This window comes from Micromonospora sp. ZG13, assembly GCF_059359355.1.
Genome location: NZ_JCADBQ010000005.1, coordinates 53145 through 78442, shown reverse-complemented (window position 1 = coordinate 78442; position 25298 = coordinate 53145). Strand labels below are relative to the sequence as shown.

Here is a 25298-nt window from a genome sequence, read left to right as displayed (position 1 = left end):
ACTGCCGTTGCGAATGTCAGGCTGGCGGCATGACGAACCCCGACGTGCGCCGCGTGACCGACTCGCGGGTCCTCGCCGCGTTGTCCCATCCGCTGCGCCGACGGTTGATGGACGTGCTCAAGGTGCACGGCCCGGCCACCGTCGGCCTGCTCGCCGAGCGGACCAGCCAGGCGCCAGCGAACGTCAGCCACCACCTCAAGGTGCTGGCCGGCGCCGAACTGGTCGAGGAAGCGCCCGAGCGGGCCCGCGACCGGCGGGAACGGTGGTGGCGCCTGGTCACCCGCGGCGTGCGCTGGTCCCAGTCGGACTTCGACGCCGACCCCGCCGCCCGGGCCGTCGCCGACGCCGCCATCTCGCTCAACCTGGACCGGCACGTCGCCCTCGCCCGGGCCTGGCACGCCACCGACGAGGCCAACCAGGCCGCCTGGCCGCAGGGCCCGTTCTCCACCGACCGCTGGCTGCACCTGACCGACGCGGAACTCGCCCGACTGGCCGAGGAGCTCAACGCCGTGCTCGCCCGGTGGGGCGAGCGCGACGTGCCCGACGACGGGCAGAAGCGCGAGCCGGTCTTCCTGTTCGCCTACGGGATCCCGGCCACGCCGTGACGCCACCCGCCCGCGCCACCCCGCCGGCTCGTACCGCCGAGGCCACGGCCGTCGGGTCGGCGGCCGGGCGCCACCCGCCCGCCGATTCGACGGTACGGGCCGCCGGCCCACCACCGGCGGCGACGCGGCCCCGGGGCGGGCTGCTGCGGCACCGGGACTTCCGGCTGCTCTGGGCCGGGCAGACGGCCAGCGCCGTCGGCAGCAACGTCACCGCCGTGGCGCTGCCCCTGGTCGCGGTGACGGTGCTCGACGCCAGCACCTTCGGCGTCGCGGTGCTCACCGCCGCCGCCTGGCTGCCGTGGCTGCTCGTCGGCCTGCCGGCCGGTGCCTGGGTGGACCGGCTGCCACGCCGGCCGCTCATGATCGCCTGCGACGTGCTCTCCGCGCTGCTGTTCCTCAGCGTTCCCGCCGCCGCCGCGCTCGGCGTGCTGACCGTGGCGCAGTTGCTGGTGGTGGCGTTGGGCGCCGGCCTCGCCCGGGTCTTCTTCGAGACCGCCGACCAGGTCTACCTGCCCGTGCTGCTGCGCCCCGAGCAGGTGCCGGAGGGCAACGCCAAGCTCCAGGCCACCCGGACCGCGAGCTACGTGCTCGGCCCCGGGCTCGCCGGCGCGGTCGCGCAGGCCGCCGGCGCGGTCATCGCGTTGCTGCTGGACGCGCTGAGCTTCCTGTTCTCCGCCGTGTGCCTGCTGCGCATCCGCACCGTCGAGCCGCGTCCCGTACGCGCCGGACCCGTGCGGTCGCTGCGGCGGGAGATCGGCGAGGGGATCCGGTTCGTCGTCCGGGACCCGTACCTGCGGGTGCTCACCGCATTCGGGGCGGCCAGCAACATCGGGCTGGTCGGCTACCAGGCCGTCCTGGTGGTCTTCCTGGTGCGGGAGGCGCGGCTCGCCCCGGCTCCCGTGGGCATGCTGGTCGCGGCGATGAGCCTCGGCGGCATCGTCGGTGCGCTGGCGGCCACCACGCTCGGCCGTCGGTTCGGCACCGCCCGCACCCTGCTCCTGGCGGCGGCGTTCACCGGGCCGCCGGCGTTGCTGATCCCGCTCGCCGGGCCCGGTGGCCGACTCGCCCTGCCGGCGATCGGCGGGATGCTGGTCAGCCTCGGGGTGGCGGTGGGCAACGTGCTCAAGGGCAGCTTCCGGCAGACCTACACGCCGCACCACCTGCTGGGCCGAGTCACTGTGAGCATGCACATGCTCAACTACGGCACGATCCCGCTGGCCGCGGTGGTGGCCGGGGTGATCGGCGCAGCCTACGGGGCCGGCACCGCGATCGCGGTGATGACGGGCTGGCTGGCGCTCACCCCGGCGATCCTGCTGATGGGGCCGCTGCGGCGGCGACGGGACCTGCCCGTCGCGCCGAAGCGGCCCTGAGAACGCGCTGCGGCGGCGGCCGGCGTCCGGCCGCCGCCACCGGCACGGGATCTACAGCGAACGGACGTTGTCCGCCTGCGGACCCTTCTGACCCTGGGTCACCTCGAACTCGACCTTCTGGCCCTCGTTCAGCTCCCGGTAACCGCTCGACGCGATGGCCGAGTAGTGGACGAACACGTCCGGCCCTCCGCCATCCTGCTCGATGAAGCCGAAGCCCTTTTCCGAGTTGAACCACTTAACCGTGCCGGTTGCCATGCATCTCTCCCTGTTCCAAAGCGGGTGACCCCGGTCTTCGACCGATGATCGCCCGGTGCCACCCCGAGAGTAGCTGGCCGAACCCGGATTTGCTGGCCGAAGTGCCGCAGGCGTTGCGGCAAACTCTCGGCGCGGGGGACGCGAAAGCCGGGCGGCGGCCGGCCGACTGGGGCATGCTTGCCCCGATGGGGAGTGCCACAGTCGACGCGCTGACCGAGCTGGAGCGGGAGATCGACGCTCCGGGCACCGGGCTGGACCGGCTGCGGCTGGTGCGGATCCCGTTCGTCCCCGAGGTGCGGCTGCACCTCGCCGAGGACGCCATCGTCTGGTGGGCCCGGATGGAGGCGCAGGCCGGGCACGCCCTGCCCCCGCCGTACTGGGCCTCGGTCTGGGCCGGCGGGCAGGCCCTCGCCCGCCACCTGCTGGACCACCCCGGCCTCGCCGCCGGCCGCCGGGTGCTCGATCTCGCCGCCGGCTCCGGCCTGGTCGCGATCGCCGCCGCGCTCGCCGGCGCCGAGCGGGTCGTCGCCAACGACATCGATCCCTACGCCGTGGCGGCGGTCACCGTCAACGCCCGGGCCAACCACGTGACGGTCGCGGCCGCCGGCGGCGACCTGCTCGACTCCGAACCCGACGGGACGGACCTGCTGGTTGCCGGCGACGTGCTCTACGACGCGACGATGGCGGCGCGGGTACTGCCCTTCCTGCGGCGGGCCGCCGCCACCGGCGCCGAGGTGCTGGTCGGCGACCCCGGGCGGGGCCACCTGCCACCGGGCCTGCTGGCGGCGGTGGCGAGCTACCCCGTGCCGACCACCGAGCCCTCGGTCGACTCGTCCGTGCGCCGGGTGCAGGTGCTGCGTCCCCGGTGACCCCGGCCCTCAGGGTCGACCCCGAGCCCGATACCAGGGGGCGCTGGGGGATCGGACCCGATGCTCCGGGTGGCCGGGCGGCCATAGCGTACGGGCATGGCGGATTGGCTGACCCAGCTCGGAGAACTCCCCACCACCCTGCTCATGGGGGTGCTCGGGGTGGTGATGCTCTTCGACGCCGTACCGCTGCTCGGGGTGCTGGTCCCCGGCGACGTGGCGATCCTCGCCGCGACGGGGGTCGGCGGACCGACCACCGGGGCCGCCACCTTCGCCGTGGTGGTGGCCGGCTGTCTGGCCGGCTGGTCGCTGAGCTTCCTCGCCGGCCGGCGGTACGGCGAGCAGCTGCGGCGCAGCCGCCTCGGCGGCTGGATCGGCGAGGCGCGCTGGGCGGCGGCGGAGGGGATCCTCCAGCGCGGGGGCGGCCGGATGGTCCTGGTCGCGCCCTTCCTGCCGGTGTTCAACGCGCTGCTGCCGCTGGCGGCCGGCGGGCTGCGGATGTCGTACCCGCGATTCCTCGGCTGCGCGACGCTCGGCGCGGCGGCCTGGGCCGGTCTCTACCTGGTGCTGGGCACCGCCTCACGGTCGGTGGCCGGGCTGCTGCCGGGGGAGTCCAGCCCGATGCTGGTCACCATGGCGGTCGGCCTGCTGCTGGCGGGCGTGGTGCTGATGGGTACGCGGCGGCGGCTGCGCGCCGTCACCGGCGCCTGAGCCGCCGCCCGGCGCGGACCGGCGGGGGGCCGGCCGGCGACGGAAGCCGGGGGCCGGCGGGGGGAGCGGGGGACCGACGGGGGGAGCGGGGCCGGGCGCGATCAGCGCCCGGCCCCGCTGCGGTTCACCAGCCCCGGGCGCGCCACTGGGGCAGCGCGGGGCGTTCCGCGCCGAGCGTGCCGTCCTTGCCGTGACCCGGGTAGAACCAGGTCTCGTCGGGCAGCCGGTCGAACAGCTTGTGCTCGACGTCGTCGATGAGCGCGCCGAAGCGCTCCGGGTCCTTGTCGGTGTTGCCCACCCCGCCCGGGAAAAGGCTGTCGCCGGTGAACAGGTGCGGCGTCCCGGCCGGATCCCGGTAGAGCAGCACGATCGAGCCGGGGGTGTGACCCTTGACGTGGATCACCTCCAGCGCGCAGTCGCCCACCGCCACGCTGTCGCCCTCGGCGAGCGTCGCGGCCTCGATCGGCAGCCCGGCCGCGTCGTCGGCGTGCACCAGCGCCCGGGCGCCCGTCTTGGCGACGACCTCCTCCAACGCCACCCAGTGGTCCATGTGCTGGTGGGTGGTGACCACGGTGGCCAGCCCCGCGTCGCCCACCAGCTCGAGCAGCCGGGGCGCCTCGTTGGCGGCGTCGATCAGCACCTGCTCGCCGGTCGCCCGGCAGCGCAGCAGGTAGGCGTTGTTGTCCATCGGGCCCACCGACACCTTCGTGATGGTGAGCCGGTCGAGCTCGCGTACGGCCGGCGTGCCGCCGGGCGTGACGTCTCCGCTGTAGGTCATGAGGTCGTCTATATCCATTCCGGTGGTTGCGGCAGGGGTCCGTCGGGGGTGACGGCCAGCACGGTGCCGGGGCTGCGGCCGATCAGCCAGGCGGCGATTTCGGGGGCGGCACCGGTGACCGTGGGCGCGGTGGCCCGGTCGCCGACGACGAGTTCGTGCCGGCTGCCGTCGAAGCGCAGCACCATCGGCGGTACGTCCGTCCGGCCCGCGAGGTCGCCGGCCACCTCGTGCAGCAGCCGGTGGCCGAACGCCTCGGGCCAGTCGGCCGGCCGGTAGCCGGCGTCGAGGTCCACGTGGTGCACCTCGATTTCGCGCAGCCGGCCCCAGACCAGCATGGCCGCCGGCCACGGGCCGCGCCGCGTCTGGACGGTGGCCGCCCACGCCTCGACCGGCATCGCGGCGACAGCCTCGGTGAACCGGTCGGCCGAGCGGCGCAGGTCGTCCAGGTGGGCCTCCGGCGGGCGGGGCGCGCCGGCCTCGATGTCGGCGTCCCGGGCCGTCGCGGACGCGTACATCGGGATCGGCTCGCCGGTGCGCGCCGCGGTGAGCAGGTTGACGAAGCCGTCGGCGTTGCGGGCCAGATGGGCCAGGACGTGCCCCCGGCTCCAGCCCGGTAGCAGCGACGCGGCGGCGAGGTCGGCGCCGTCGAAGGCGGCCGCGGTCCGCAGCAGACGGTCCGTGGCCCCGTCCACCTCGCCCGTCAGCAGAAGCGGATCCATGGTCACCCACCGACCCTATCCGCCGGGCCGCCCCGCGTCGCCGGGGAAATCGCTTTCGGCGCGTCGCGGCACGTCCTACCGTCGGCGTCGAACGCGGCACCGGAACGGCGGGGGAGGTGGTGACCATGCCGGTAGCAGTACGCGTGCGTCAACCGCTCCGACACCGATGAGGATGCCATGACCATCGATCTGACCGCCCTCGGCTGGGACGCCGACCGGGCGGCACACGTACCACGACGCGGCGGCCACCGACCGGGCCGGGTGGCCCGGGTGGACCGCGGCGTCTGCACCGTGCTGTGCGCGGACGGCCCGGTCCGCGCCACCCTGGGCGGGGCCGTCCTGGCCGCCGCCGCCCGCGACCTGACCCGGCTGCCCTGCGCGGGCGACTGGGTGCTGCTGGGCACCTGGCCGGACCGCAACGTCACCGTGGAGGCGGTGCTGCCCAGGCGCACCGCCCTCGTCCGGCGGACCGCCGGCAAGGACGCCAGCGGGCAGGTGCTGGCCGCCAACCTCGACGCCGCCGCCGTGGTGGAGCCCGTGCACCCCGAGCCGGACGTCGGCCGGATCGAGCGGCTGCTCTCGCTGGCGCACGAATCCGGCGCCCGGCCGCTGGTCGTGCTCACCAAGGCCGACCTGGCGGCCGACCCGGGGGCCGTCGCACGTCAGCTCGCCGGGGTCGCCCCCGGGGTGCCGGTGCTGGCCGTCAGCGCCGAGCACGGCACCGGGCTCGGCCCGCTGCGCGCCGAGGTGGCCCCCGGCCGCACGCTCGGCCTGCTCGGGCCGTCCGGGGCCGGCAAGTCGAGCCTGGTCAACGCGCTGGCGGGGGCGGCGCTGATGCCCACCCAGGCGATCCGGCGCGTCGACGGCAAGGGCCGGCACACCACCACCTGGCGGGCGCTGCTGCCGGTGCCGGGCGGGGGCGCCGTGCTGGACACCCCGGGCGTACGGGCGGTCGGCCTGCTGGACGGCTCGGCGGGGCTGGACCGGGCGTTCGCCGACATCGCCGAGCTGGCCACCGGCTGCCGCTACGCCGACTGCGGGCACGACGGGGAGCCCGCCTGCGCGGTGCGCGAGGCGCTGGAGAGCGGCGAGCTGCCGACGCGGCGCTGGGAGAGCTGGCGCAAGCTCCAGCGGGAGCTGGCCTTCGAGAGCCGGCGGCGGGAGGTCCGGCTGGCCGCGCAGCGGCGTGGCGGCTGGCGCGCGGGCCGGCGGCGGGCGGCCCGCCCCTGACGGAGGTACGCACGGGCGGGACCGGTCGACCACCGGTCCCGCCCGTTCCCTCGCGCGCGACGGACCGGCTTCCTCGCGCGCGACGGACCGGCTTCCTCGGGCGCTGCGGGCCGGCTTCCTCGGGCGCTGCGGGCCGGCTTCCTCGGGCGCTGCGGGCCGGCTTCCTCGGGGCGCGGCGGACCGGGCTGAGCTGGGGGAATGTGCCGGCGAGGGAAGTTGTCGTACCTCGGGGCTAGAGTTGCCGAGGCGCCTTTCTGCGCGCCCACAACCACTCAGACAACCGCTCAGACCAGCCTTGGAGCGGACATTTCCTCCTCATCTTCTTCTCCCGGGAGTACACGGACAGTGGCCGACCGACTGATCATCCGTGGCGCGCGCGAGCACAACCTGCGTGACGTCAGTCTCGACCTGCCCCGGGACGCCCTGATCGTGTTCACGGGGCTCTCCGGGTCGGGCAAGTCGAGCCTGGCCTTCGACACGATCTTCGCCGAGGGGCAGCGCCGCTACGTAGAATCGCTGTCGTCGTACGCGCGGCAGTTCCTCGGCCAGATGGACAAGCCGGACGTCGACTTCATCGAGGGTCTGAGCCCGGCGGTCTCCATCGACCAGAAGTCCACCTCGCGCAACCCGCGCTCGACGGTGGGCACCATCACCGAGGTCTACGACTACCTCCGGCTGCTCTTCGCCCGCATCGGCGAGCCGCACTGCCCGGTCTGCGGCGAGCGGATCTCCCGGCAGACCCCGCAGCAGATCGTCGACCGGGTCCTCGCCATGGCCGAGGGCACCAAGTTCATGGTGCTCTCGCCCGTGGTGCGCGGCCGCAAGGGCGAATACGTCGACCTGTTCGCCGAGCTCCAGGCCAAGGGCTACGCCCGGGCCCGGGTCGACGGCGTGGTGCACCCGCTCACCGAGCCGCCGAAGCTCAAGAAGCAGGAGAAGCACACCATCGAGGTGGTGATCGACCGGCTCACGGTCAAGCCGAGCGCCAAGCAGCGGCTGACCGACTCGGTCGAGGCCGCCCTGGGCCTGTCCAACGGCCTGGTCCTGCTCGACTTCGTCGACCTGCCGGAGGACGACCCGGAGCGCGAGCGGCGCTACTCCGAGCACCTGGCCTGCCCCAACGACCACCCGCTCGCGATCGAGGACCTGGAGCCCCGGGTCTTCTCCTTCAACGCGCCCTACGGCGCGTGTCCCGAGTGCACCGGCCTCGGCACCAAGAAGGAGGTCGACCCGGAGCTGGTCGTCCCCGACCCGGAGCGCACCCTGCGCGAGGGCGCGGTCCAGCCCTGGTCGACCGGGCACAACCTGGAATACTTCCTGCGCCTGCTGGAGGCCCTCGGCGCGGCCGAGCACTTCGACGTCGACACGCCGTGGCGGGCCCTGCCGTCGCGGGCGCAGAAGACGATCCTGCACGGCTCCGACGACCAGGTGCACGTGCGCTACCGCAACAAGTTCGGCCGCGAGCGCTCCTACTACACCGGCTTCGAGGGCGTGGTGCAGTGGATCGAGCGCCGGCACACCGACACCGAGTCGGAGTGGTCGCGGGAGAAGTACGAGGGCTACATGCGCGACGTGCCCTGCGCGGCCTGCGGTGGGGCCCGGCTCAAGCCCGAGGTGCTCGCGGTCACCCTGGCCGGCCGGAGCATCGCCGAGGTCTGCAACCTCTCCGTCGGGGAGGCCGCCGACCTGCTCGCCGGCATCGAGCTGACCGACCGGCAGAAGATGATCGCCGAGCGGGTGCTCAAGGAGATCAACGCCCGGCTGAAGTTCCTGCTCGACGTCGGTCTCGACTACCTCTCCCTGGACCGCCCGGCCGGCACCCTCTCCGGCGGCGAGGCGCAGCGCATCCGGCTGGCCACCCAGATCGGCTCCGGCCTGGTCGGGGTGCTCTACGTCCTCGACGAGCCGTCGATCGGGCTGCACCAGCGCGACAACCACCGGCTGATCGAGACCCTGGTCCGGCTGCGGGGCCTGGGCAACACGCTGATCGTGGTCGAGCACGACGAGGACACGATCCGCACGGCGGACTGGATCGTCGACATCGGCCCGGGCGCGGGTGAGCACGGCGGCAAGATCGTGCACAGCGGCTCCGTGCCGGCGCTGCTGGAGAACCCGGAGTCGGTGACCGGGGCCTACCTGTCGGGGCGCCGGTCGATCCCGACCCCCCAGGGGCGCCGCCCGCAGACCCCGGAGCGGGAGTTGGTGGTGCACGGCGCGCGCGAGCACAACCTGCGCAACCTGACCGTGTCGTTCCCGCTGGGCCAGCTCATCGCCGTCACCGGGGTCAGCGGCTCCGGCAAGTCGACGCTGGTCAACGACATCCTCTACGCGGTGCTGGCCAACCAGATCAACGGCGCCCGGCTGGTCCCCGGCCGGCACACCCGGGTCTCGGGGCTGGAGCACGTCGACAAGGTGGTCGGCGTCGACCAGTCGCCGATCGGCCGCACGCCGCGGTCCAACCCGGCCACCTACACGGGGGTCTGGGACCACGTCCGCAAGCTCTTCGCCGAGACCACCGAGGCCAAGGTCCGGGGGTACGGCCCCGGCCGGTTCTCGTTCAACGTCAAGGGCGGTCGCTGCGAGGCCTGCTCCGGCGACGGCACGATCAAGATCGAGATGAACTTCCTGCCCGACGTGTACGTCCCCTGCGAGGTCTGCAAGGGCGCCCGCTACAACCGGGAGACCCTGGAGGTGCACTACAAGGGCAAGACCGTCTCCGACGTGCTGGAGATGCCGATCGAGGAGGCGGCCGAGTTCTTCTCCGCCATCCCGGCCATCCACCGGCACCTCAAGACGCTGGTCGACGTCGGCCTCGGCTACGTACGGCTCGGCCAGCCCGCGCCCACGCTCTCCGGCGGCGAGGCACAGCGGGTCAAGCTCGCCTCCGAGTTGCAGAAGCGCTCGACGGGGCGGACGGTCTACGTCCTCGACGAGCCGACGACCGGCCTGCACTTCGAGGACATCCGCAAGCTGCTGATGGTGCTCGAAGGGCTGGTCGACAAGGGCAACACGGTGATCACCATCGAGCACAACCTCGACGTGATCAAGACCGCCGACTGGTTGATCGACATGGGTCCCGAGGGCGGCCACCGGGGCGGCACGGTGCTCGCCACCGGCACCCCCGAGGAGGTCGCCGAGGTGCCCGGCAGCCACACCGGCCAGTTCCTGCGTCAGGTGCTCAAGCTCGACGGCGAGGCGAAGGGCGCGGCGGCGGCCACCTCCCGGGCGGCCAAGGCCAACGGCACGAAGTCCCGCGCCCGTAAGGTGCCGGCCGGGGCGCGCTGACGGCGTGCTCCGCCCGGTCGGCCCCGGCCACGCGGCCCGCCCGCGGGGGCGGATCGCTGACGGGGTCACCCGGCGGGCCGTCGGCCCACCCGGGTGGCCCCGCGGTCGCCGATCGGGTGAACCGTCGGGCAGAGTGATCCGTGTACCCGAGTGTGGCCGCGGATCATGACCAGGCGGCGGCAGCCGAGAGAAGGGCGAGGCATGAGTGACGATCAGGGGCTGACCGGACCGGCGACGCGGACGCGACGCGCCCTCCTCACGGGCGCGGGCGCCGTCGGCGCGGCGGTGGTCCTGGCCGCCTGCGGCAGCGACGACTCCGGCGACGGGGCGGCCCCGACCAGCGGCGGCCCGGCGGTGCCCAGCACCGGTGACGCCGGCGGCGGCGACCGGGAGGGCGCCCAGTCGCTGGCCCGTACGGCCGACATCCCGGTCGGCGGCGGCACCGTCTATCCCGCGCAGGGCGTGGTGATCACCCAGCCCCGCGAGGGCGAGTTCAAGGGGTTCGACTCCATCTGCACCCACCAGGGCTGCCCGGTGACGAACGTCGACGGCGGCACCATCAACTGCACCTGCCACTTCAGCAAGTTCTCGATCGAGGACGGCTCGGTGAAGGGCGGCCCGGCCACCAAGCCGCTCCCGCCGAAGAACGTGAAGGTCACCGGCGACCAGATCTCGCTGGCCTGACCGAGGGAGCGGGGCCGCCGGCCCCGGCCCCACGGCCGCCGGCCCCGGTCACTCTGTCGCAGCGTTCGCGCCGGCCCTCGGCCGCTCGCCAGCCGCCCGCGGCGGGTCGCGCAGGGCGGCGGGCGGCAGGCGCCGCTCCAGCAGCAGGACGCCGACGACGCCGAGGGCGTTGAGCAGCGCCAGCGCCAGCCAGGGCGCGGCGGTGCCGGCCTCGTACAGGGCGCCGAAGAAGGCCGGCGCGACCATCGAGGCGAGGGCGAACGAGTACTGGAAGGCCGCCAGGTAGCGGCCCCGGGCGGCGACCGGTGCGGCGGCGGCGGCGAGCGCGGCGGACGCCGGCGCGTGCACCACCTCCGCGACGGTGAACAGCAGCGTCGCCGCGACCAGCAGCGCGGCCACCACGCCGAGGCGTCCCGGGCCGAGGGTGGCCATGGCGACTCCCCACACCGTCCACAGGGCCGCCGCCAGCGCGAGCGCGCGGGTGCGGCGGTGGCGCGGCAGGCGGGTGCCGACGGGCGCGGACAGCAGGGCGACGAGGAAGGCGTTGCCGGCCAGGACGGCGGAGGTCAGCCACGCGGGACCCCGCAGGTCCGTGAGCATCACCGTCGGCAGGGCCAGGCCGAGCATCATGCTGCTCAGCGCGAAGACGGTGTTCAGGCCGATGAGGGCGAGGAACGGGCGGTCCCGGACCAGCGTCGCGTACCCGCCCCGGCCGGATCCCGCCGGCCCACCGGCGGGCGGCGGGATGCGTACGCACACGGCGATCAGCACCGCGGCGAGGGCGAAGCAGGCCGCCGCCGCGTAGGCGACCGCGCGGTAGGTCGCCGCCCGCCCGTCGGCCACCACCATCCCGGTGGTCAGGCCCCCGACCGCCAGCCCGGCGGTACGGGCGCCGTTGCTGATCGCGTACCAGGTGTCGCGGGTCCAGCCGCCCGGGCTGCCGTCGGCGTGGTCGGCGACCGCCGTGAAGACGGTGGACCAGAAGAACCGCACGCCGACGGCGACCAGCGCCGCCGCCACGAAGACGCCGACCGGGCCCCGCACCCAGGCGTACGCCAGATAGCCGGCCGCCTGGAGCAGTTGCGAGGCGACGACCACCGGCAGCGCCCCCACCCGGTCCGCCAGCGACCCTGCCCACAGCGGTACCGGGAGGGTGAGTACCGTGGCCGCGCTGAGCAGCACACCGAGCAGCGCCAGGGGCACGTCGGTCAGCCGCAGGAAGTACACCAGCGACAGGGGCAGGAAGAGCCCGTTGCCGATGGAGTCGACGGTGAGCGCCGCCACGAGGACCGCGCCCCCTCGGCTGCGTCCCCCGGGGTGTGCGCCCATGTCCCCCGTGCCCCCCTCGCGTCTGCCCGGCCAGGGGCGGATGCTAGCCGGGAGCGGCTCCGGCGGCACCGCAATAACCCGGACCTCCGGCGCCGCAACGGCACCGGGCTCCGGCGCCGCAACCACCCCGGCTTCCGGCGTCGGGGCGGAACCGGCGTCCCCGGGGGCTGTCGGGGGCTCGGACTACGCTTGCTGGCGTGGCTGACCCCTCGACCTACCGTCCCGCGCCCGGCACCATCCCGGAGTCGCCGGGGGTCTACCGGTTCCGCGACGGCACCGGCCGGGTGATCTACGTCGGCAAGGCGAAGAACCTGCGCAGCCGGCTCAACTCCTACTTCGCCGACCTGTGGGGCCTGCACCAGCGCACGCAGCAGATGGTCACCACCGCCGAGTCGGTGGACTGGGTCACGGTGGGCACCGAGGTCGAGGCGCTCCAGCTCGAATACACCTGGATCAAGCAGTACGACCCGCGCTTCAACGTCCGCTACCGCGACGACAAGTCCTACCCCTACCTCGCGGTCACCCTCGACGAGGAGTTCCCCCGGTTGCAGGTGATGCGGGGCGCCAAGCGCAAGGGGGTGCGCTACTTCGGGCCCTACTCGCACGCCTGGGCGATCCGCGAGACGCTCGACCTGCTGCTGCGGGTCTTCCCGGCGCGCACCTGCTCCGCCGGGGTGTTCAAGCGGGCCAGCCAGGTCGGCCGCCCCTGCCTGCTCGGCTACATCGGCAAGTGCTCGGCCCCCTGCGTCGGCAGCGTCACGCCCGAGCGGCACCGGGAGATCGTCGACGGCTTCTGCGACTTCATGGCCGGGCGCACCGACACGATGGTGCGCCGGCTGGAGCGGGAGATGACCGACGCCAGCGAGCAGTTGGAGTTCGAGCGGGCGGCCCGGTTGCGCGACGACGTGGCCGCGCTGCGCCGGGCCATGGAGAAGCAGACCGTCGTGCTCGGCGACGGCACCGACGCCGACGTGGTCGCGTTCGCCGACGATCCCCTCGAGGCGGCGGTGCAGGTCTTCCACGTCCGCGACGGCCGGGTCCGTGGCCAGCGTGGCTGGGTGGTGGAGAAGACCGAGGAGTTGAGCACCGGCGACCTGGTGCACCACTTCTGCACCCAGGTCTACGGCGGCGAGCAGGGCGAGGCCGACGTGCCCCGCGAGCTGCTCGTGCCGGCGCTGCCCGCCGACGCCGACGCCCTGGCCGACTGGCTCTCCGGTCACCGGGGCAGCCGGGTGAGCCTGCGGGTGCCGCAGCGCGGCGACAAGCGGTCCCTGCTGGAGACGGTCGAGCGCAACGCCAAGGACGCCCTCGCCCGGCACAAGCTGCGCCGGGCCGGCGACCTGACCACCCGGAGCAAGGCGCTCGACGAGATCACCGAGGCGCTCGACATGCGCACCTCGCCGCTGCGCATCGAGTGTTTCGACATCTCGCAGATACAGGGCACCGACGTGGTGGCGAGCATGGTCGTCTTCGAGGACGGGCTGCCGCGCAAGAGCGAATACCGGCGCTTCATCATCCGTGGCGCCACCGACGACCTCTCCGCGATGTCCGAGGTGCTGCGCCGCCGCTTCGCCCGCTACCTCGACGCCCGCGCCGAGACCGGCGAGGCGGGCGTCGAGCCGGCCGACGACCCGGTCGCCCCGGCGGGGCAGCCCGCGCCGAGCGAGCCCCACCAGCCCGACGGGTCCGACGAGCGCACCGTCGGCGCCCTGATCGACCCGACCACCGGCCGGCCGCGCAGGTTCGCGTACCCGCCGCAGCTGGTGGTGGTCGACGGCGGTGCGCCGCAGGTCGCGGCGGCGGCCCAGGCCCTGGCGGAGCTGGGCATCGACGACGTGGCGCTGTGCGGCCTGGCCAAGCGGCTGGAGGAGGTCTGGCTGCCCGACGACGAGTTCCCGGTCATCCTGCCGCGTACCTCGGAGGGGCTCTACCTGCTGCAACGGGTACGCGACGAGGCGCACCGCTTCGCCATCACCTTCCACCGGCAGCGGCGCTCCAAGCGGATGACCGAGTCGGCGCTGGACAGGGTGCCCGGCCTGGGGGAGGTGCGGCGCAAGGCGCTGCTGCGGCACTTCGGCTCACTCAAGCGCCTCTCCGCCGCCACGGTGGAGGAGATCACCGAGGTGCCCGGCGTCGGCCGGCGCACCGCCGAGGCGATCCTCGCCGCGCTCGGTGGCGAGGCGAAGGCCCCGGCGGCGGACTGACCGCGCCGCCCCCGGCCCACGCGCGCCGAGGGCCGGCCGGATGGGTCCGCCGGGCACCAACCCGGCCGGGTGGCTCCGCCGGGCGGACGCCCACCAACCCGGCCGGGTGGCTCCGCCGTCGGCGGTCACTCCGCCGGCCGGTGGTCACTCCGCCAGGACCGCCAGGATCTGCTCGCCGTACTTCGCGAGCTTGTTCTCGCCGACGCCGCTGACCGCGGACAGCTCGGCCAGCGACGTCGGCGCGTCGGTGGCGATCTGCCGCAGCGTGGCGTCGTGGAAGATCACGTACGCCGGGACGCCCTGTTCCTTCGCGGCGGCTCCCCGCCAGGCGCGCAGCCGCTCGAAGACCCCGGCCGCCGCCGGGGAGAGCTCGGCGACGACGGTGGCCGCCCCGCGCGGCTTGCTCGACCGCGACGACGCGACCTTCTCCGGCTCGCGGCGCATCATCACCGTGCGGCGGCGGCCCAGCACCTCGGCGCTGGCCTCGGTCAGGGCCAGCGTGCCGTAGTCGCCCTCGACGGCCAACAGGCCCTCGGCCAGCAGTTGCCGCACCACGCCGCGCCACTCGGCCTCGCGCAGCTCGCCGCCGATGCCGAACACGGTCAGGGAGTCGTGGCCGTACTGGGTGACCTTGTCCGTCGTGCGGCCGAGCAGGATGTCGACGCAGTGCCCCGCGCCGAAGCGCTGGTTGCGTTCCCGGTCGAGCCGGTAGACCGTGGAGAGCAGCTTCTGTGCCGCGACGGTGCCGTCCCAGGACTCCGGCGGGGTGAGGCAGGTGTCGCAGTTGCCGCAGGCGGCCGTCGCCTTCTCGCCGAAGTAGTCGAGCAGCTGGCCGCGCCGGCAACGGACCGTCTCGCAGAGGGCGAGCATCGCGTCGAGGTGGGCCGCGAGGTTGCGCCGGTGCGCGAGGTCACCGTCGGAGGTCTCGATCATCTTGCGCTGCTGCACCACGTCCTGGAGCCCGTACGCCAGCCAGGCGGTCGACGGCAGCCCGTCACGCCCGGCGCGACCGGTCTCCTGGTAGTAGCCCTCGACCGACTTGGGCAGGTCGAGGTGGGCGACGAAACGGACGTCGGGCTTGTCGATGCCCATGCCGAACGCGATGGTCGCCACCATCACCAGGCCGTCCTCGCGCAGGAACCGCTGCTGGTTGCGCGCGCGGGTCGCCGCGTCGAGCCCGGCGTGGTAGGGCAGCGCGGTGACGCCGTTGGCGGCCAGGAAGTCCGCCGTCTTCTCCACGGAGGCGCGCGAGAGGCAGTAGACGATGCCCGCGTCGCCGGGGTGCTCGTCGCGCAGCAGGCTCAGCAGCTGCTTGCGCGGCTCGCGCTTGGGCACGATCCGGTACTGGATGTTGGGCCGGTCGAAGCTGGCCACGAAGTGCCGGGCGTCGGTGAGCTTGAGCCGGGTGGCGATCTCGTCGCGGGTCGCACTGGTCGCGGTGGCGGTGAGCGCGATGCGGGGCACGTCCGGCCAGCGCTCGTGCAGCATCGACAGGGCGAGGTAGTCGGGGCGGAAGTCGTGCCCCCACTGCGACACGCAGTGCGCCTCGTCGATGGCGAACAGGGCGATGCGGCCCCGGTCGAGCAGCTGCTGCACGCCTCGGGTGCCCAGCGCCTCGGGGGCGAGGTAGAGCAGGTCCAGCTCGCCGGCGACGAACGCCCGCTCCACGGTGCGGCGGGCGTCGAGATCCTGGGTGGAGTTGAGGAAGCCGGCCCGCACGCCGACCGCCGTCAGCGCGTCGACCTGGTCCTGCATCAGCGCGATCAGGGGGGAGACCACCACCGCCACGCCGTCGCGGACCAGCGCCGGGATCTGGTAGCACAGCGACTTGCCGCCGCCGGTGGGCATCAGGACCAGCGCGTCGCCGCCGGCCACCACGTGGTCGATGACCTCCTGCTGGAAGCCGCGGAAGGCGTCGTAGCCGAAGACCCGGCGCAGCACCTCCAGGGCGGCGGAGGAGCGCAGGTCGGTGGGGGAAGCCATCCGGGGATTCTACGAACCTCCCCCGACAGCCGGTGCGGGTGAGCGGCCCGGGCGCGCCGGGCGGCCGGCACCGCGGGCGTACGACGGCTGGCCCGGCGCGGCGGGATAGAGTCGCTGATTGACCACGCGCGGCCGGGGGTGCCGGCCGCGGCGCCAGGGCTTGGGGGTAGCGGGTGAGCGAGGCGCGTACGGCCGAGGAACGGAGCGTGACGGTGACCGGGCAGCACACACCGGCGGAGTCGGACACCACCCTGGTGGTGGTCACCGGTCTCTCCGGCGGCGGTCGCAGCACGGTGGCGAGGGCGTTGGAGAACGTCGGGTTCTACGTGGTGGACAACCTGCCCCAGGCGCTCATGCTCGACATGGCCGAGCTGGCGTTCAAGGCGGGCGGGGCGGCCCGGCGTACGGCGATGGTGCTGGACGTGCGCTCGCGCGCCTTCTCCACCGACCTGGCGGGGGCGATCCGGGAGCTGAAGGAGCGCGGCTTCTCGCCCCGGGTCGTCTTCGTCGACGCCGACGACGAGGTGCTGATCCGCCGGTTCGAGAGCGTCCGGCGCTCGCACCCGTTGCAGGGCGACGGGCGCCTCGCCGACGGCATCGCGGTCGAGCGCGGCCTGCTGGAGGAGGCCCGCGACCAGGCGGACGTGATCATCGACACCAGCCACCTGAACGTCAACCAGCTGCGCCGGCGCGTCGAGGAGCTCTTCGGCGGCGAGGACGCCCGCCGGCTGCGTGTCACCGTGCTCTCCTTCGGCTTCAAGTACGGCCTGCCGCCCGACGCCGACTTCGTGCTCGACGCCCGGTTCCTGCCCAATCCGTACTGGGTGCCGGAGCTGCGCGAGCACACCGGCCGCGAGGAGGCGGTCAGCTCGTACGTGCTCGGGCAGGAGGGCGCGGACGCCTTCGTCGGCTCGTACGCGGACCTGGTCAACGCCACCACCGTCGGCTTCGAGCGCGAGGGCAAGCGCTACCTGACCGTGGCGGTCGGCTGCACGGGCGGCAAGCACCGCAGCGTCGCCATCGCCGAGGAGCTGGCGGCCCGGCTGCGCCACTCCGGTCTGGCCGCCAACGCCCAGCACCGCGACCTGGGGCGCGAGTGACGGCGACGCGCGTGGTCGCGTTCGGCGGCGGGCACGGCCTGTCCGCCTCGCTGCGTGCCCTGCGCCGCTGCGCCCCCGAGCTGGACCTGGACATCACGGCGGTGGTCACCGTCGGCGACGACGGCGGCTCCAGCGGCCGGCTGCGCGCGGAGCGGGGCGGCCTGCCCCCGGGCGACCTGCGGCAGGCGCTCGTGGCGCTGGCCGGGGACCACCCGGCCACCCGCCGCAGCGCGGGGCTCTTCCAGCACCGCTTCGCCGAGGTGCCGGCGCCGCGCGTCGCCGACCCGGCTTCGCCCGCAGGCGGGTCGGGGGCGGCCCTGCCGCACGTCCCCGGCGCGGCCGTTCCCGCCCGGGCCGGGAGCGCCGGTGGACGGCCGGGTGCCGACGGTGTCGGGCTGGCCGGGCACGCGGTGGGCAACCTGGTGCTGTGTGGGCTGATGGAGCTGCTCGGCGACCCGGTGGCCGCCCTGGAGCACGCGGGCGCGATGCTCGGCGCGGTGGGCCGGGTGCTGCCGATGTCGTGCGAGCCGGTGGGGATCGAGGCGCGGGTGCGCGGCGCCGATCCGCGCCGGCCGGACGAGGTGCGTACGGTCACCGGCCAGCACCAGGTCGCGGTGACCACCGGTCGGGTGGAGTCGTTGCGGCTCACCCCGGCCGCGCCGGAGGCCTGCCCGCAGGCGGTCGCCGCGATCGGCGCGGCCGACTGGCTGATCTTCGGGCCGGGCAGCTGGTACACGAGCGTGCTGCCGCACCTGCTGGTGCCGCAGCTCGCCGCCGCGATCGTCGCCAGCCCGGCGCGGCGGCTCGTCACGTTGAACCTCGCCGCCGAGAAGGAGACCTCCGGGCTCTCCCAGGCCGACCATCTGGCCGCGCTGCGCGCGTACCTGCCGGAGCTGAGGGTCGACCGTGTGGTCGCCGATTCCAAGGCGGCGGGTGACCCCGAACCGGTCGAACGTGCGGCAGAATCGCTGGGTGCCCGCCTGGTCCTCGCTCCCGTCGCGGTCACCGACGGCACTCCCCGTCATGATCCGGCCGCCCTGGGCGCCGCACTGGTGCCTGTCCTGGGCGCCGATCGTTAGACACGTACGTAATCTCCGGCGACACGCCGGAACAGGTCCGTGAGGGGACGCACAATGGCGATGACGGCTGCGGTCAAGGACGAGCTGAGTCGGGTCGACGTGCCCAAGCCCTGCTGCCGGCGGGCGGAGATGGCGGCGCTGCTGCGCTTCGCCGGCGGGCTGCACATCGTCTCCGGTCGGGTCGTGGTGGAGGCCGAACTCGACACGGGGGCGGTGGCCCGGCGGCTGCGACGGGAGATCGCGGAGGTCTACGGCTATCCGAGCGAGATCCACGTGCTCGCGTCCGGTGGCCTGCGCAAGGGCAGCCACTTCATCGTGCGGGTGGTCAAGGACGGTGAGGCCCTCGCGCGGCAGACGGGGCTGCTCGACGTGCGGGGACGCCCCGTGCGGGGCCTGCCGCCGCACGTCGTGGCCGCGAACGTCTGCTGCGCGGTGTCGGCGTGGCGTGGCGCGTTCATGGCGCACGGCTCGCTGACGGAGCCGGGTCGCTCCAGCGCGCTGGAGATCACCTGCCCCGGCCCGGAGTCGGCGCTGGCCCTGGTGGGCGCGGCCCGGCGCATCGGCATCACCGCCAAGAACCGCGAGGTGCGCGGCGTGGACCGGGTGGTGGTCAAGGACGGCGACGCGATCGCCGCGCTGCTCACCCGGATCGGCGCCCACTCCAGCGTGCTGGCCTGGGAGGAGCGCCGGGTACGCCGCGAGGTGCGGGCCACGGCCAACCGGCTGGCCAACTTCGACGACGCCAACCTGCGCCGCTCGGCGCGGGCCGCGGTCGCCGCCGCCGCCCGGGTGACCCGGGCGCTGGAGATCCTCGCCGAGGACGCGCCCAACCACCTCACCTCGGCCGGCCGGCTGCGCCTGGAGCACCGGCAGGCCTCGTTGGAGGAGCTGGGCGCGCTGGCCGACCCGCCGCTGACCAAGGACGCCATCGCCGGCCGGATCCGCCGGTTGCTCGCGCTGGCCGACAAGCGGGCCCGGGACCTGGGCATCCCGGATACGGAAGCGGCCGTCACGCCCGACATGCTCGTGGTCTGATAGGACGGAGCGGGTCGGCGGTGCCGGTGGGGCCACCACCCGGCGCTGCACTGCGCCGCACGCTCGGATAGGGTCGCTGCGTACGGCAAGGAGGCCGGCACAGGCATTCCTCGCCGTGCACACCGCCTCGGGCGGTCAGGTCCTTCGAGACCGCGGCGGGGTGGCCGAGATGAATCGTCAACGGCCGGCTCCAACGGTCGGCGCACACACCTCCGCCGGCCCGGGTCTGACGCCGGCGGACCAGAACGCAAGGAGATGGGACCTGTGACCATCCGGGTTGGCATCAACGGCTTCGGCCGGATCGGCCGCAACTTCTTCCGGGCAGTGCTGGCGTCCGGCGCTGACATCGAGGTCGTGGCGGTCAACGACCTGACCGACAACGCGACGCTCGCCCACCTGCTCAAGTACGACAGCATCCTGGGCCGCCTCCCGCACGAGGTGAAGGCCACCGCCGACGAGATCACCGTGGGTGGCAAGACCATCAAGGCGTACGCCGAGAAGGACCCGTCGAAGCTGCCGTGGGGCGAGGTCGGCGCGGACGTCGTCATCGAGTCCACCGGCTTCTTCACCGACGCCACCAAGGCGAAGGCGCACGTCGACGGCGGGGCCAAGAAGGTCATCATCTCCGCTCCGGCGAAGAACGAGGACGTCACGGTTGTCATGGGCGTCAACCACGACCAGTACGACCCGGCCAAGCACACCATCATCTCGAACGCCTCCTGCACCACCAACTGCCTGGCGCCGATGGCGAAGGTCCTGCACGACACGTTCGGCATCCAGCACGGCCTGATGACGACGATCCACGCGTACACCCAGGACCAGAACCTCCAGGACGCGCCGCACAAGGACCTGCGTCGGGCCCGCGCCGCCGCGCTGAACATCGTGCCGACCTCGACCGGCGCGGCGAAGGCGATCGGCCTGGTGCTGCCGGAGCTCAAGGGCAAGCTGGACGGCTACGCGCTGCGCGTGCCGATCCCGACCGGCTCGGCCACCGACCTCACGGTCGACGTCGCCCGGGAGACCACGGTGGACGAGGTCAACGCCGCGCTGAAGGCCGCCGCCGAGGGGCCGCTCAAGGGCGTCCTGGTCTACAACGAGGACCCGATCGTCTCCGCCGACATCGTCACCGACCCGGCGTCGTGCATCTTCGACGCGCCGCTGACCAAGGTTGTCGGTAACCAGGTCAAGGTCGTCGGCTGGTACGACAACGAGTGGGGCTACTCGAACCGCCTGGTCGACCTGGTCAAGCTGGTCGGTCAGTCGCTGTGAGCATCCGTACCCTCGACGACCTGCTCGCCGAGGGGGTGTCGGGTCGGCGCGTGCTGGTGCGCGCCGACCTGAACGTCCCGCTCGACAAGCAGACCGGCGACATCACCGACGACGGCCGCATCCGGGCCGTGCTGCCGACCCTCAGCGCCCTCACCGGAGCCGGCGCCAAGGTGGTCGTCTGCTCGCACCTGGGCCGCCCGAAGGGCGCGCCGGACCCGCAGTTCAGCCTGGGCCCGGTCGCCGGGCGGCTCGGTGAGCTGCTCGGCACGCGGGTGCACTTCGCCACCGACACCGTCGGCGATGCCGCCCGCTCCACCGTGGACGCGCTCGCCGACGGCGAGGTCGCGCTGCTGGAGAACCTGCGCTTCAACGCCGGTGAGACCAGCAAGGACGACGCCGAGCGGGGCGCCTTCGCCGACCAGCTCGCCGCGTTCGGCGACGCCTACGTCGACGACGCGTTCGGCGCGGTGCACCGCAAGCACGCCAGCGTGCACGACGTGCCGGCCCGGCTGCCGCACGTCGCCGGCCGGCTGGTGCTGCGCGAGGTGGAGGTCCTGTCCCGGCTGACCGGCGAGCCGGAGCGCCCGTACGTGGTGGTGCTCGGTGGCTCGAAGGTCTCCGACAAGCTGGCGGTGATCGAGGCGCTGCTGCCGACGGTCGACCGGCTGCTGATCGGCGGCGGCATGTGCTTCACCTTCCTCAAGGCCCAGGGCCACGAGGTGGGCTCCTCGCTGCTGGAGGAGGAGATGGTCGAGACCTGCCGCAACCTGCTGGAGCGCTCCGAGGGCAAGATCATGCTCCCGGTCGACGTGGTGGCCGCGGACGCGTTCGCCCCGGACGCCGCGCACGACACCGTGCCGGCCGACGGCATCCCGAGCAAGCGGGTCGGGCTCGACATCGGGCCGGAGACGGTCGCCGGCTTCGCCGCCGCCCTCAAGGGCGCGCGGACGATCTTCTGGAACGGCCCGATGGGCGTGTTCGAGATGCCGGCGTTCGCCCACGGCACCCGGGGGATCGCCGAGACGATCGCCAAGGCCGACGCGTTCACGGTCGTCGGTGGCGGTGACTCCGCCGCCGCGGTCCGGGCGCTCGGGCTGGACGAGTCGTCCTTCGGGCACATCTCCACCGGCGGTGGCGCCTCCCTGGAATACCTGGAGGGCAAGACCCTCCCCGGCATCGCGGCCCTGGAGAACTGATGGCGAGCGTCACCCGCCGGCCCCTGATGGCCGGCAACTGGAAGATGAACTGCAACCACCTCGAGGCCAACCTGCTGGTGCAGAAGCTGGCGGCCAGCCTCACCGAGAAGCAGCTCACCGACGTCGAGACGGTGGTCCTGCCGCCGTTCACCGACCTGCGTACGGTCCAGACCGCCGTCGACGGCGACAAGCTGCTCATCGGCTACGGCGCGCAGGACCTCTCGCCGCACGCGTCGGGGGCCTACACCGGCGACATCTCCGGCTCCATGCTGGCGAAGCTCGGCTGCACGTACGTGGTGATCGGGCACTCCGAGCGGCGGGCCTACCACCACGAGGACGACGCGGTCGTCAACGCCAAGGTGCAGGCGGCGCTGACCCACGGGCTCACCCCGATCCTCTGCGTGGGGGAGGGGCTCGACGTGCGCGACCAGGGCACCCACGTGGCGCACTGCAGCGACCAGCTCGACGGCGCCCTGAAGGGGCTGACCGCCGAGCAGGTGGCGAAGGTCGTGGTGGCCTACGAGCCGGTCTGGGCGATCGGCACGGGCAAGACGGCCACCCCCGACGACGCCCAGGAGGTGTGCGGCGCGGTCCGTCAGCGCCTGGCCGAGTCCTTCGGTCAGGACACCGCCGACACGGTCCGGGTCCTCTACGGCGGGTCGGTCAAGTCCTCCAACGTCGCGGCGATCATGGCCCAGCCGGACGTCGACGGGGCGTTGGTGGGCGGCGCGAGCCTGGACGCCGAGGAGTTCGCGAAGATCTGCCGGTTCCCGGAGCACATCTCCCGCTGATCGCTCGCTATCCTTGACTCCGCCCGTCCGTCGGTCGGTGCCACCGTGCCCGATCTGCCCGGGCGAGGATCGTAACGAGAGGACTGACCCCAGCCATGCCGATCTGGTTCGCATACACGTTGATCGTGTTGCTGGTCATCACGAGCGTTCTGTTGACCATGCTGATCCTGCTGCACCGCGGTAAGGGCGGCGGGTTGTCGAGCATGTTCGGCGGTGGCGTCAGCTCCAGCCTCGCCGGGTCCTCGGTGGCGGAGAAGAACCTCGACCGCTACACCGTCCTGGTGGGCATCGTCTGGTTCGCCTGCATCGTCGGGCTGGGGCTCTGGCTCCGCCTCCAGATGGCCAGCGGCACGGTCTGAGCCCGCCGAGTCGTAGAATCTGCGCGCGGTCCGTCACCGACGGGCCGCGCGCAGTTCGTTCCACCCGCTGCACCGCGTCGCCCGCCGCCCCTCCGGCGGCGGTTCCCCTCCGACGACAGGAGCGAGCAGCCGTGCCCATTGGCAACGTCATCCGGGGCACCCGGGTCGGGTCCGCGCCGGACCACCGCGCCCAACGCCACCAGCCGGCCCCGTGCCGGACGGTGACCTACTGGTGCCGCAACGCCCACCGCACCGAGATCCGGCTCGCCGCCGAGGTCGAGGTGCCGCAGGTGTGGGACTGCCCGCGCTGCGGCCTGCCGGCCGGCCGGGACGCGCAGAACCCGCCGGGCCGCGCCCGTCCCGAGCCCTACAAGACCCACCTGGCGTACGTGAAGGAGCGGCGCACCGCCGAGGAGGGCGAGGCCATCCTGGCCGAGGCCCTCGCCGCCCTGCGCCGCCGGCGGGGCCGTCCCGCCGGCTAGACGACTTTCCCCGCCCACGGCGGACAGCGAAGGACCCCTCGTCGCCGCCAGGGCGCGGACGAGGGGTCCTCCGTTGTTCAGCGCAGGCTGCGCAGGCGGGCCGGCACGTCGGCCGCCGCCGCCCGGTCCAGCAGCCAGAGGGTACGGCCGGTGCCCTGCACGCCGGCCGCCGGCAGTTGCACCGGCCCCGCCCCGGCCAGCGCCATGCCGACCGCCCGGGCCTTGTCGGACCCGCTGGCCACGAGCCAGACCTCCTCGGCGGTGTTGATCGCCGGGAGGGTCAGCGTGGTCCGCACCGGTGGGGGCTTCGGGCTGCCCCGCACCGCGCTGACCGGCCGGCTGTCGTGGTGCACCGGATGCTCGGGGAAGACCGAGGCGACGTGCCCGTCCTCGCCGACGCCCAGCATCAGCACGTCGAAGTGGGGGAGCGCGGCGTGGCCCGGACGCGCCGCGCGGGCCAGCTCCTGGGCGTAGCGGGCCGCCGCCTCCTCCGGGTCCGGCCCGGCCGGGCCGTCGGAGGCCGGCATGGGGTGCACCCGGGCCGGGTCCAGCGGCACCGCGTCCAGCAGCGTGGCGCGCGCCTGGGTCTCGTTGCGCTCGGGGTCGCCGGCGGGCAGGAACCGCTCGTCGCCCCACCAGACGTCCACCCGCGACCAGTCGACGGCGTCGCGGGCCGGCAGCGCCGCCACCGCCCGGTGCACCGCCGCGGCTATCCGCCCGCCGGTCAGCACCACCGACGCGTGACCCCGCTCGGCCTGTGCGTCGAGCAGCTTGACCAGCAACCGGGCGGCCACCGCCTGGGCCAGCAGGTCGGCGTCGGCGTGGACGGCGACACTCGCCTCACTCATCTGTGTGCCTTCGTTTCTCCGGCCGCCGCGCGGCCGGTCTTCCGTGGTGCCCCCGACAGTCGGGCGCTCAGTGCTGGGCGCTCGTACCCACGTGCGCCGTGACCCCCGCCTCGGCCCGCTGGGCGGTGGCCGGGTCCTTCCAGACGTGCACCCGCTGCGGCGGGCGCTGGTCGAGGTCGGTCAGCCCGGCCGCCGTACCCAGCGCCTCCGCGTACACCTGGTCGGCGTCGAGCCGGCGCAACTCCTCGGCCAGTTCGTCGCCGAGCGGCCGCCGGACGAGCGGCAGCTGCCGGTCCTCCTGGCCGGTACGGCGGAACGTCGCCACGCTGTCGTCGCGGGTGAGCGTCAGCGTGTCGCCGTTGGCGCAGCGCAGCTGCACCTCGCGCATCCGGGGGGACGCGTCGCTGTGCTCCCACGTCGGCCGGATGCCGAGCCGCGCGGCCAGCCATCCCTGCATCAGCGCGGCGGTCGGGTCGCTCGGCGGTGCCACCACGGTCGCCTCGGTGACCCTGGCCTGGGTGGTGTCGAAGGCCCCCGCCACGAGGGTGCGCCACGGGGTGATCCGGGTCCAGGCCAGGTCGGTGTCGCCGGGCGCGTAGTCCCGGGCCCGCTGGCGCAGCGCCTCGATCGGGTCGGCGGCCTGCGCGCTGTCGGTGATCCGCCGGTCGGCCACCACGCCGAGGAAGTCCGTGGAGATCTCGGTCGGCGGCTCGCCGTGCCACCACGTCACCACCGGTACGTCCGGCACCAGCAGCGGCATCACCACCGACTCGGCGTGCAGGGCCAGCCGTCCGTACATCCGGGTGACCACCGCCTCGCACGGGCCGAGCCGGCCGCCGACGACGATCTCCGCGTCCAGCCGGTTGCGTTCGCGCTCCACGTCGGTGCGGACCACCACCAGCAGCCGGCAGGGGTGGGCGGCGGCGGCTATCGTCGCCGCCGCCTCCGCCTCGCGGACCCGCTTCTCGTCCACCACGACGATCAGGGTGAGCGCCATGCCGCTGGCCACCCCGCCGGCGCTGCGCCGCTCGGCGGCGAGCGCCTTGACCACCTCGTTCCCGGTGGTGTCCCACAGGCCGATCACTGGAGCCTCCTGGTTTGCTCGCTGCGCCTGCTCACG

23 protein-coding genes are annotated in these 25298 nt (G+C 74.0%); 16 read left to right on the top strand and 7 right to left on the bottom strand.

What is annotated here, in order from left to right; all coding sequences use genetic code 11:
* Positions 1–29 precede the first annotated feature (29 nt).
* Together AC5L34_RS13135 and AC5L34_RS13130 are read left to right on the top strand one after the other, a co-directional pair.
* Positions 30–605, top strand: coding sequence for an ArsR/SmtB family transcription factor (locus tag AC5L34_RS13135; RefSeq protein ID WP_494825078.1), 576 nt, complete (start codon positions 30–32; stop codon positions 603–605).
* Entirely contained in the window at positions 602–1975 is a 1374-nt protein-coding gene (locus AC5L34_RS13130; protein WP_494825076.1) for an MFS transporter, read from the top strand. The genes AC5L34_RS13135 and AC5L34_RS13130 overlap by 4 nt, the downstream gene beginning before the upstream one ends.
* Positions 1976–2026: 51 nt before the next feature.
* Here AC5L34_RS13130 and AC5L34_RS13125 read toward each other — a convergent pair whose 3' ends face one another.
* Positions 2027–2230, bottom strand: coding sequence for a cold-shock protein (locus tag AC5L34_RS13125; protein WP_088999344.1), 204 nt, complete (start codon positions 2228–2230; stop codon positions 2027–2029).
* A 185-nt stretch (positions 2231–2415) separates the two neighbouring features.
* On the opposite strand from AC5L34_RS13125, the gene AC5L34_RS13120 reads away from it, so the two are divergent.
* Both AC5L34_RS13120 and AC5L34_RS13115 read left to right on the top strand, forming a co-directional pair.
* Complete coding sequence (locus AC5L34_RS13120) at positions 2416–3099, top strand: class I SAM-dependent methyltransferase (protein WP_363902621.1); 684 nt, start codon at positions 2416–2418, stop codon at positions 3097–3099.
* 96 nt (positions 3100–3195) lie between these two features.
* A complete protein-coding gene (locus AC5L34_RS13115) occupies positions 3196–3807 on the top strand; it encodes a DedA family protein (RefSeq protein WP_101411692.1) in 612 nt (203 codons plus the stop codon).
* Between the two features lie 124 nt (positions 3808–3931).
* On the opposite strand, the gene AC5L34_RS13110 is transcribed toward AC5L34_RS13115, so the two are convergent.
* Positions 3932–4585, bottom strand: a complete 654-nt coding sequence (locus AC5L34_RS13110; RefSeq protein WP_494825073.1) for an MBL fold metallo-hydrolase — start codon at positions 4583–4585, stop codon at positions 3932–3934.
* 8 nt (positions 4586–4593) lie between these two features.
* Entirely contained in the window at positions 4594–5310 is a 717-nt protein-coding gene (locus AC5L34_RS13105; protein WP_441174741.1) for a maleylpyruvate isomerase family mycothiol-dependent enzyme, read from the bottom strand.
* Positions 5311–5481: 171 nt separating this feature from the next.
* Between AC5L34_RS13105 and rsgA the strand changes: the two genes are divergently transcribed.
* The 3 genes from rsgA to AC5L34_RS13090 all read left to right on the top strand — a co-directional run bounded on the left by rsgA (position 5482) and on the right by AC5L34_RS13090 (position 10503).
* Positions 5482–6534 carry a ribosome small subunit-dependent GTPase A gene (gene rsgA, locus AC5L34_RS13100; RefSeq protein WP_494825071.1) on the top strand — a complete coding sequence of 351 codons (1053 nt, stop codon included), beginning with the start codon at positions 5482–5484 and terminating at the stop codon, positions 6532–6534.
* A gap of 345 nt (positions 6535–6879) precedes the next feature.
* Complete coding sequence (gene uvrA / locus AC5L34_RS13095; protein ID WP_088999350.1) at positions 6880–9819, top strand: excinuclease ABC subunit UvrA; 2940 nt, start codon at positions 6880–6882, stop codon at positions 9817–9819.
* A gap of 201 nt (positions 9820–10020) precedes the next feature.
* A complete protein-coding gene (locus AC5L34_RS13090; protein WP_088999351.1) occupies positions 10021–10503 on the top strand; it encodes a Rieske (2Fe-2S) protein in 483 nt (160 codons plus the stop codon).
* 48 nt (positions 10504–10551) lie between these two features.
* Here AC5L34_RS13090 and AC5L34_RS13085 read toward each other — a convergent pair whose 3' ends face one another.
* Positions 10552–11832, bottom strand: coding sequence for an MFS transporter (locus AC5L34_RS13085; RefSeq protein ID WP_494825069.1), 1281 nt, complete (start codon positions 11830–11832; stop codon positions 10552–10554).
* A 197-nt stretch (positions 11833–12029) separates the two neighbouring features.
* Here AC5L34_RS13085 and uvrC point away from each other — a divergent pair, with 197 nt between their 5' ends.
* Positions 12030–14036: an excinuclease ABC subunit UvrC gene (uvrC, locus tag AC5L34_RS13080; RefSeq protein WP_494825067.1), complete on the top strand. Its 2007-nt coding sequence runs from the start codon at positions 12030–12032 to the stop codon at positions 14034–14036.
* 144 nt (positions 14037–14180) lie between these two features.
* Here uvrC and recQ read toward each other — a convergent pair whose 3' ends face one another.
* Positions 14181–16019, bottom strand: a complete 1839-nt coding sequence (gene recQ, locus AC5L34_RS13075; protein ID WP_441174737.1) for a DNA helicase RecQ — start codon at positions 16017–16019, stop codon at positions 14181–14183.
* A gap of 212 nt (positions 16020–16231) precedes the next feature.
* Between recQ and rapZ the strand changes: the two genes are divergently transcribed.
* The 8 genes from rapZ to AC5L34_RS13035 all read left to right on the top strand — a co-directional run bounded on the left by rapZ (position 16232) and on the right by AC5L34_RS13035 (position 23330).
* Positions 16232–17119, top strand: coding sequence for an RNase adapter RapZ (gene rapZ, locus AC5L34_RS13070; RefSeq protein ID WP_089003340.1), 888 nt, complete (start codon positions 16232–16234; stop codon positions 17117–17119).
* Positions 17116–18198 carry a gluconeogenesis factor YvcK family protein gene (locus AC5L34_RS13065; RefSeq protein WP_494825065.1) on the top strand — a complete coding sequence of 361 codons (1083 nt, stop codon included), beginning with the start codon at positions 17116–17118 and terminating at the stop codon, positions 18196–18198. Before rapZ ends, AC5L34_RS13065 begins: the two co-directional genes overlap by 4 nt.
* Before the next feature lie 54 nt (positions 18199–18252).
* Positions 18253–19233 carry a DNA-binding protein WhiA gene (gene whiA / locus AC5L34_RS13060; protein WP_088999356.1) on the top strand — a complete coding sequence of 327 codons (981 nt, stop codon included), beginning with the start codon at positions 18253–18255 and terminating at the stop codon, positions 19231–19233.
* 264 nt (positions 19234–19497) lie between these two features.
* The gene (gene gap, locus AC5L34_RS13055) at positions 19498–20502 is read left to right on the top strand and encodes a type I glyceraldehyde-3-phosphate dehydrogenase (RefSeq protein WP_088999357.1); all 1005 of its coding nucleotides are present in this window, start codon (positions 19498–19500) and stop codon (positions 20500–20502) included.
* The gene (locus AC5L34_RS13050; RefSeq protein WP_441174733.1) at positions 20499–21698 is read left to right on the top strand and encodes a phosphoglycerate kinase; all 1200 of its coding nucleotides are present in this window, start codon (positions 20499–20501) and stop codon (positions 21696–21698) included. Before gap ends, AC5L34_RS13050 begins: the two co-directional genes overlap by 4 nt.
* Positions 21698–22489, top strand: a complete 792-nt coding sequence (gene tpiA, locus AC5L34_RS13045; protein ID WP_441174732.1) for a triose-phosphate isomerase — start codon at positions 21698–21700, stop codon at positions 22487–22489. The genes AC5L34_RS13050 and tpiA overlap by 1 nt, the downstream gene beginning before the upstream one ends.
* A 95-nt stretch (positions 22490–22584) precedes the next feature.
* Positions 22585–22848, top strand: coding sequence for a preprotein translocase subunit SecG (gene secG, locus AC5L34_RS13040; RefSeq protein ID WP_088999360.1), 264 nt, complete (start codon positions 22585–22587; stop codon positions 22846–22848).
* Positions 22849–22979: 131 nt separating this feature from the next.
* Complete coding sequence (locus tag AC5L34_RS13035) at positions 22980–23330, top strand: RNA polymerase-binding protein RbpA (protein ID WP_441174730.1); 351 nt, start codon at positions 22980–22982, stop codon at positions 23328–23330.
* 77 nt (positions 23331–23407) lie between these two features.
* Here AC5L34_RS13035 and pgl read toward each other — a convergent pair whose 3' ends face one another.
* Both pgl and AC5L34_RS13025 read right to left on the bottom strand, forming a co-directional pair.
* Positions 23408–24178, bottom strand: coding sequence for a 6-phosphogluconolactonase (gene pgl / locus AC5L34_RS13030; protein ID WP_357721353.1), 771 nt, complete (start codon positions 24176–24178; stop codon positions 23408–23410).
* Between the two features lie 67 nt (positions 24179–24245).
* Entirely contained in the window at positions 24246–25262 is a 1017-nt protein-coding gene (locus tag AC5L34_RS13025) for a glucose-6-phosphate dehydrogenase assembly protein OpcA (RefSeq protein WP_441174726.1), read from the bottom strand.
* Positions 25263–25298 lie beyond the last annotated feature (36 nt).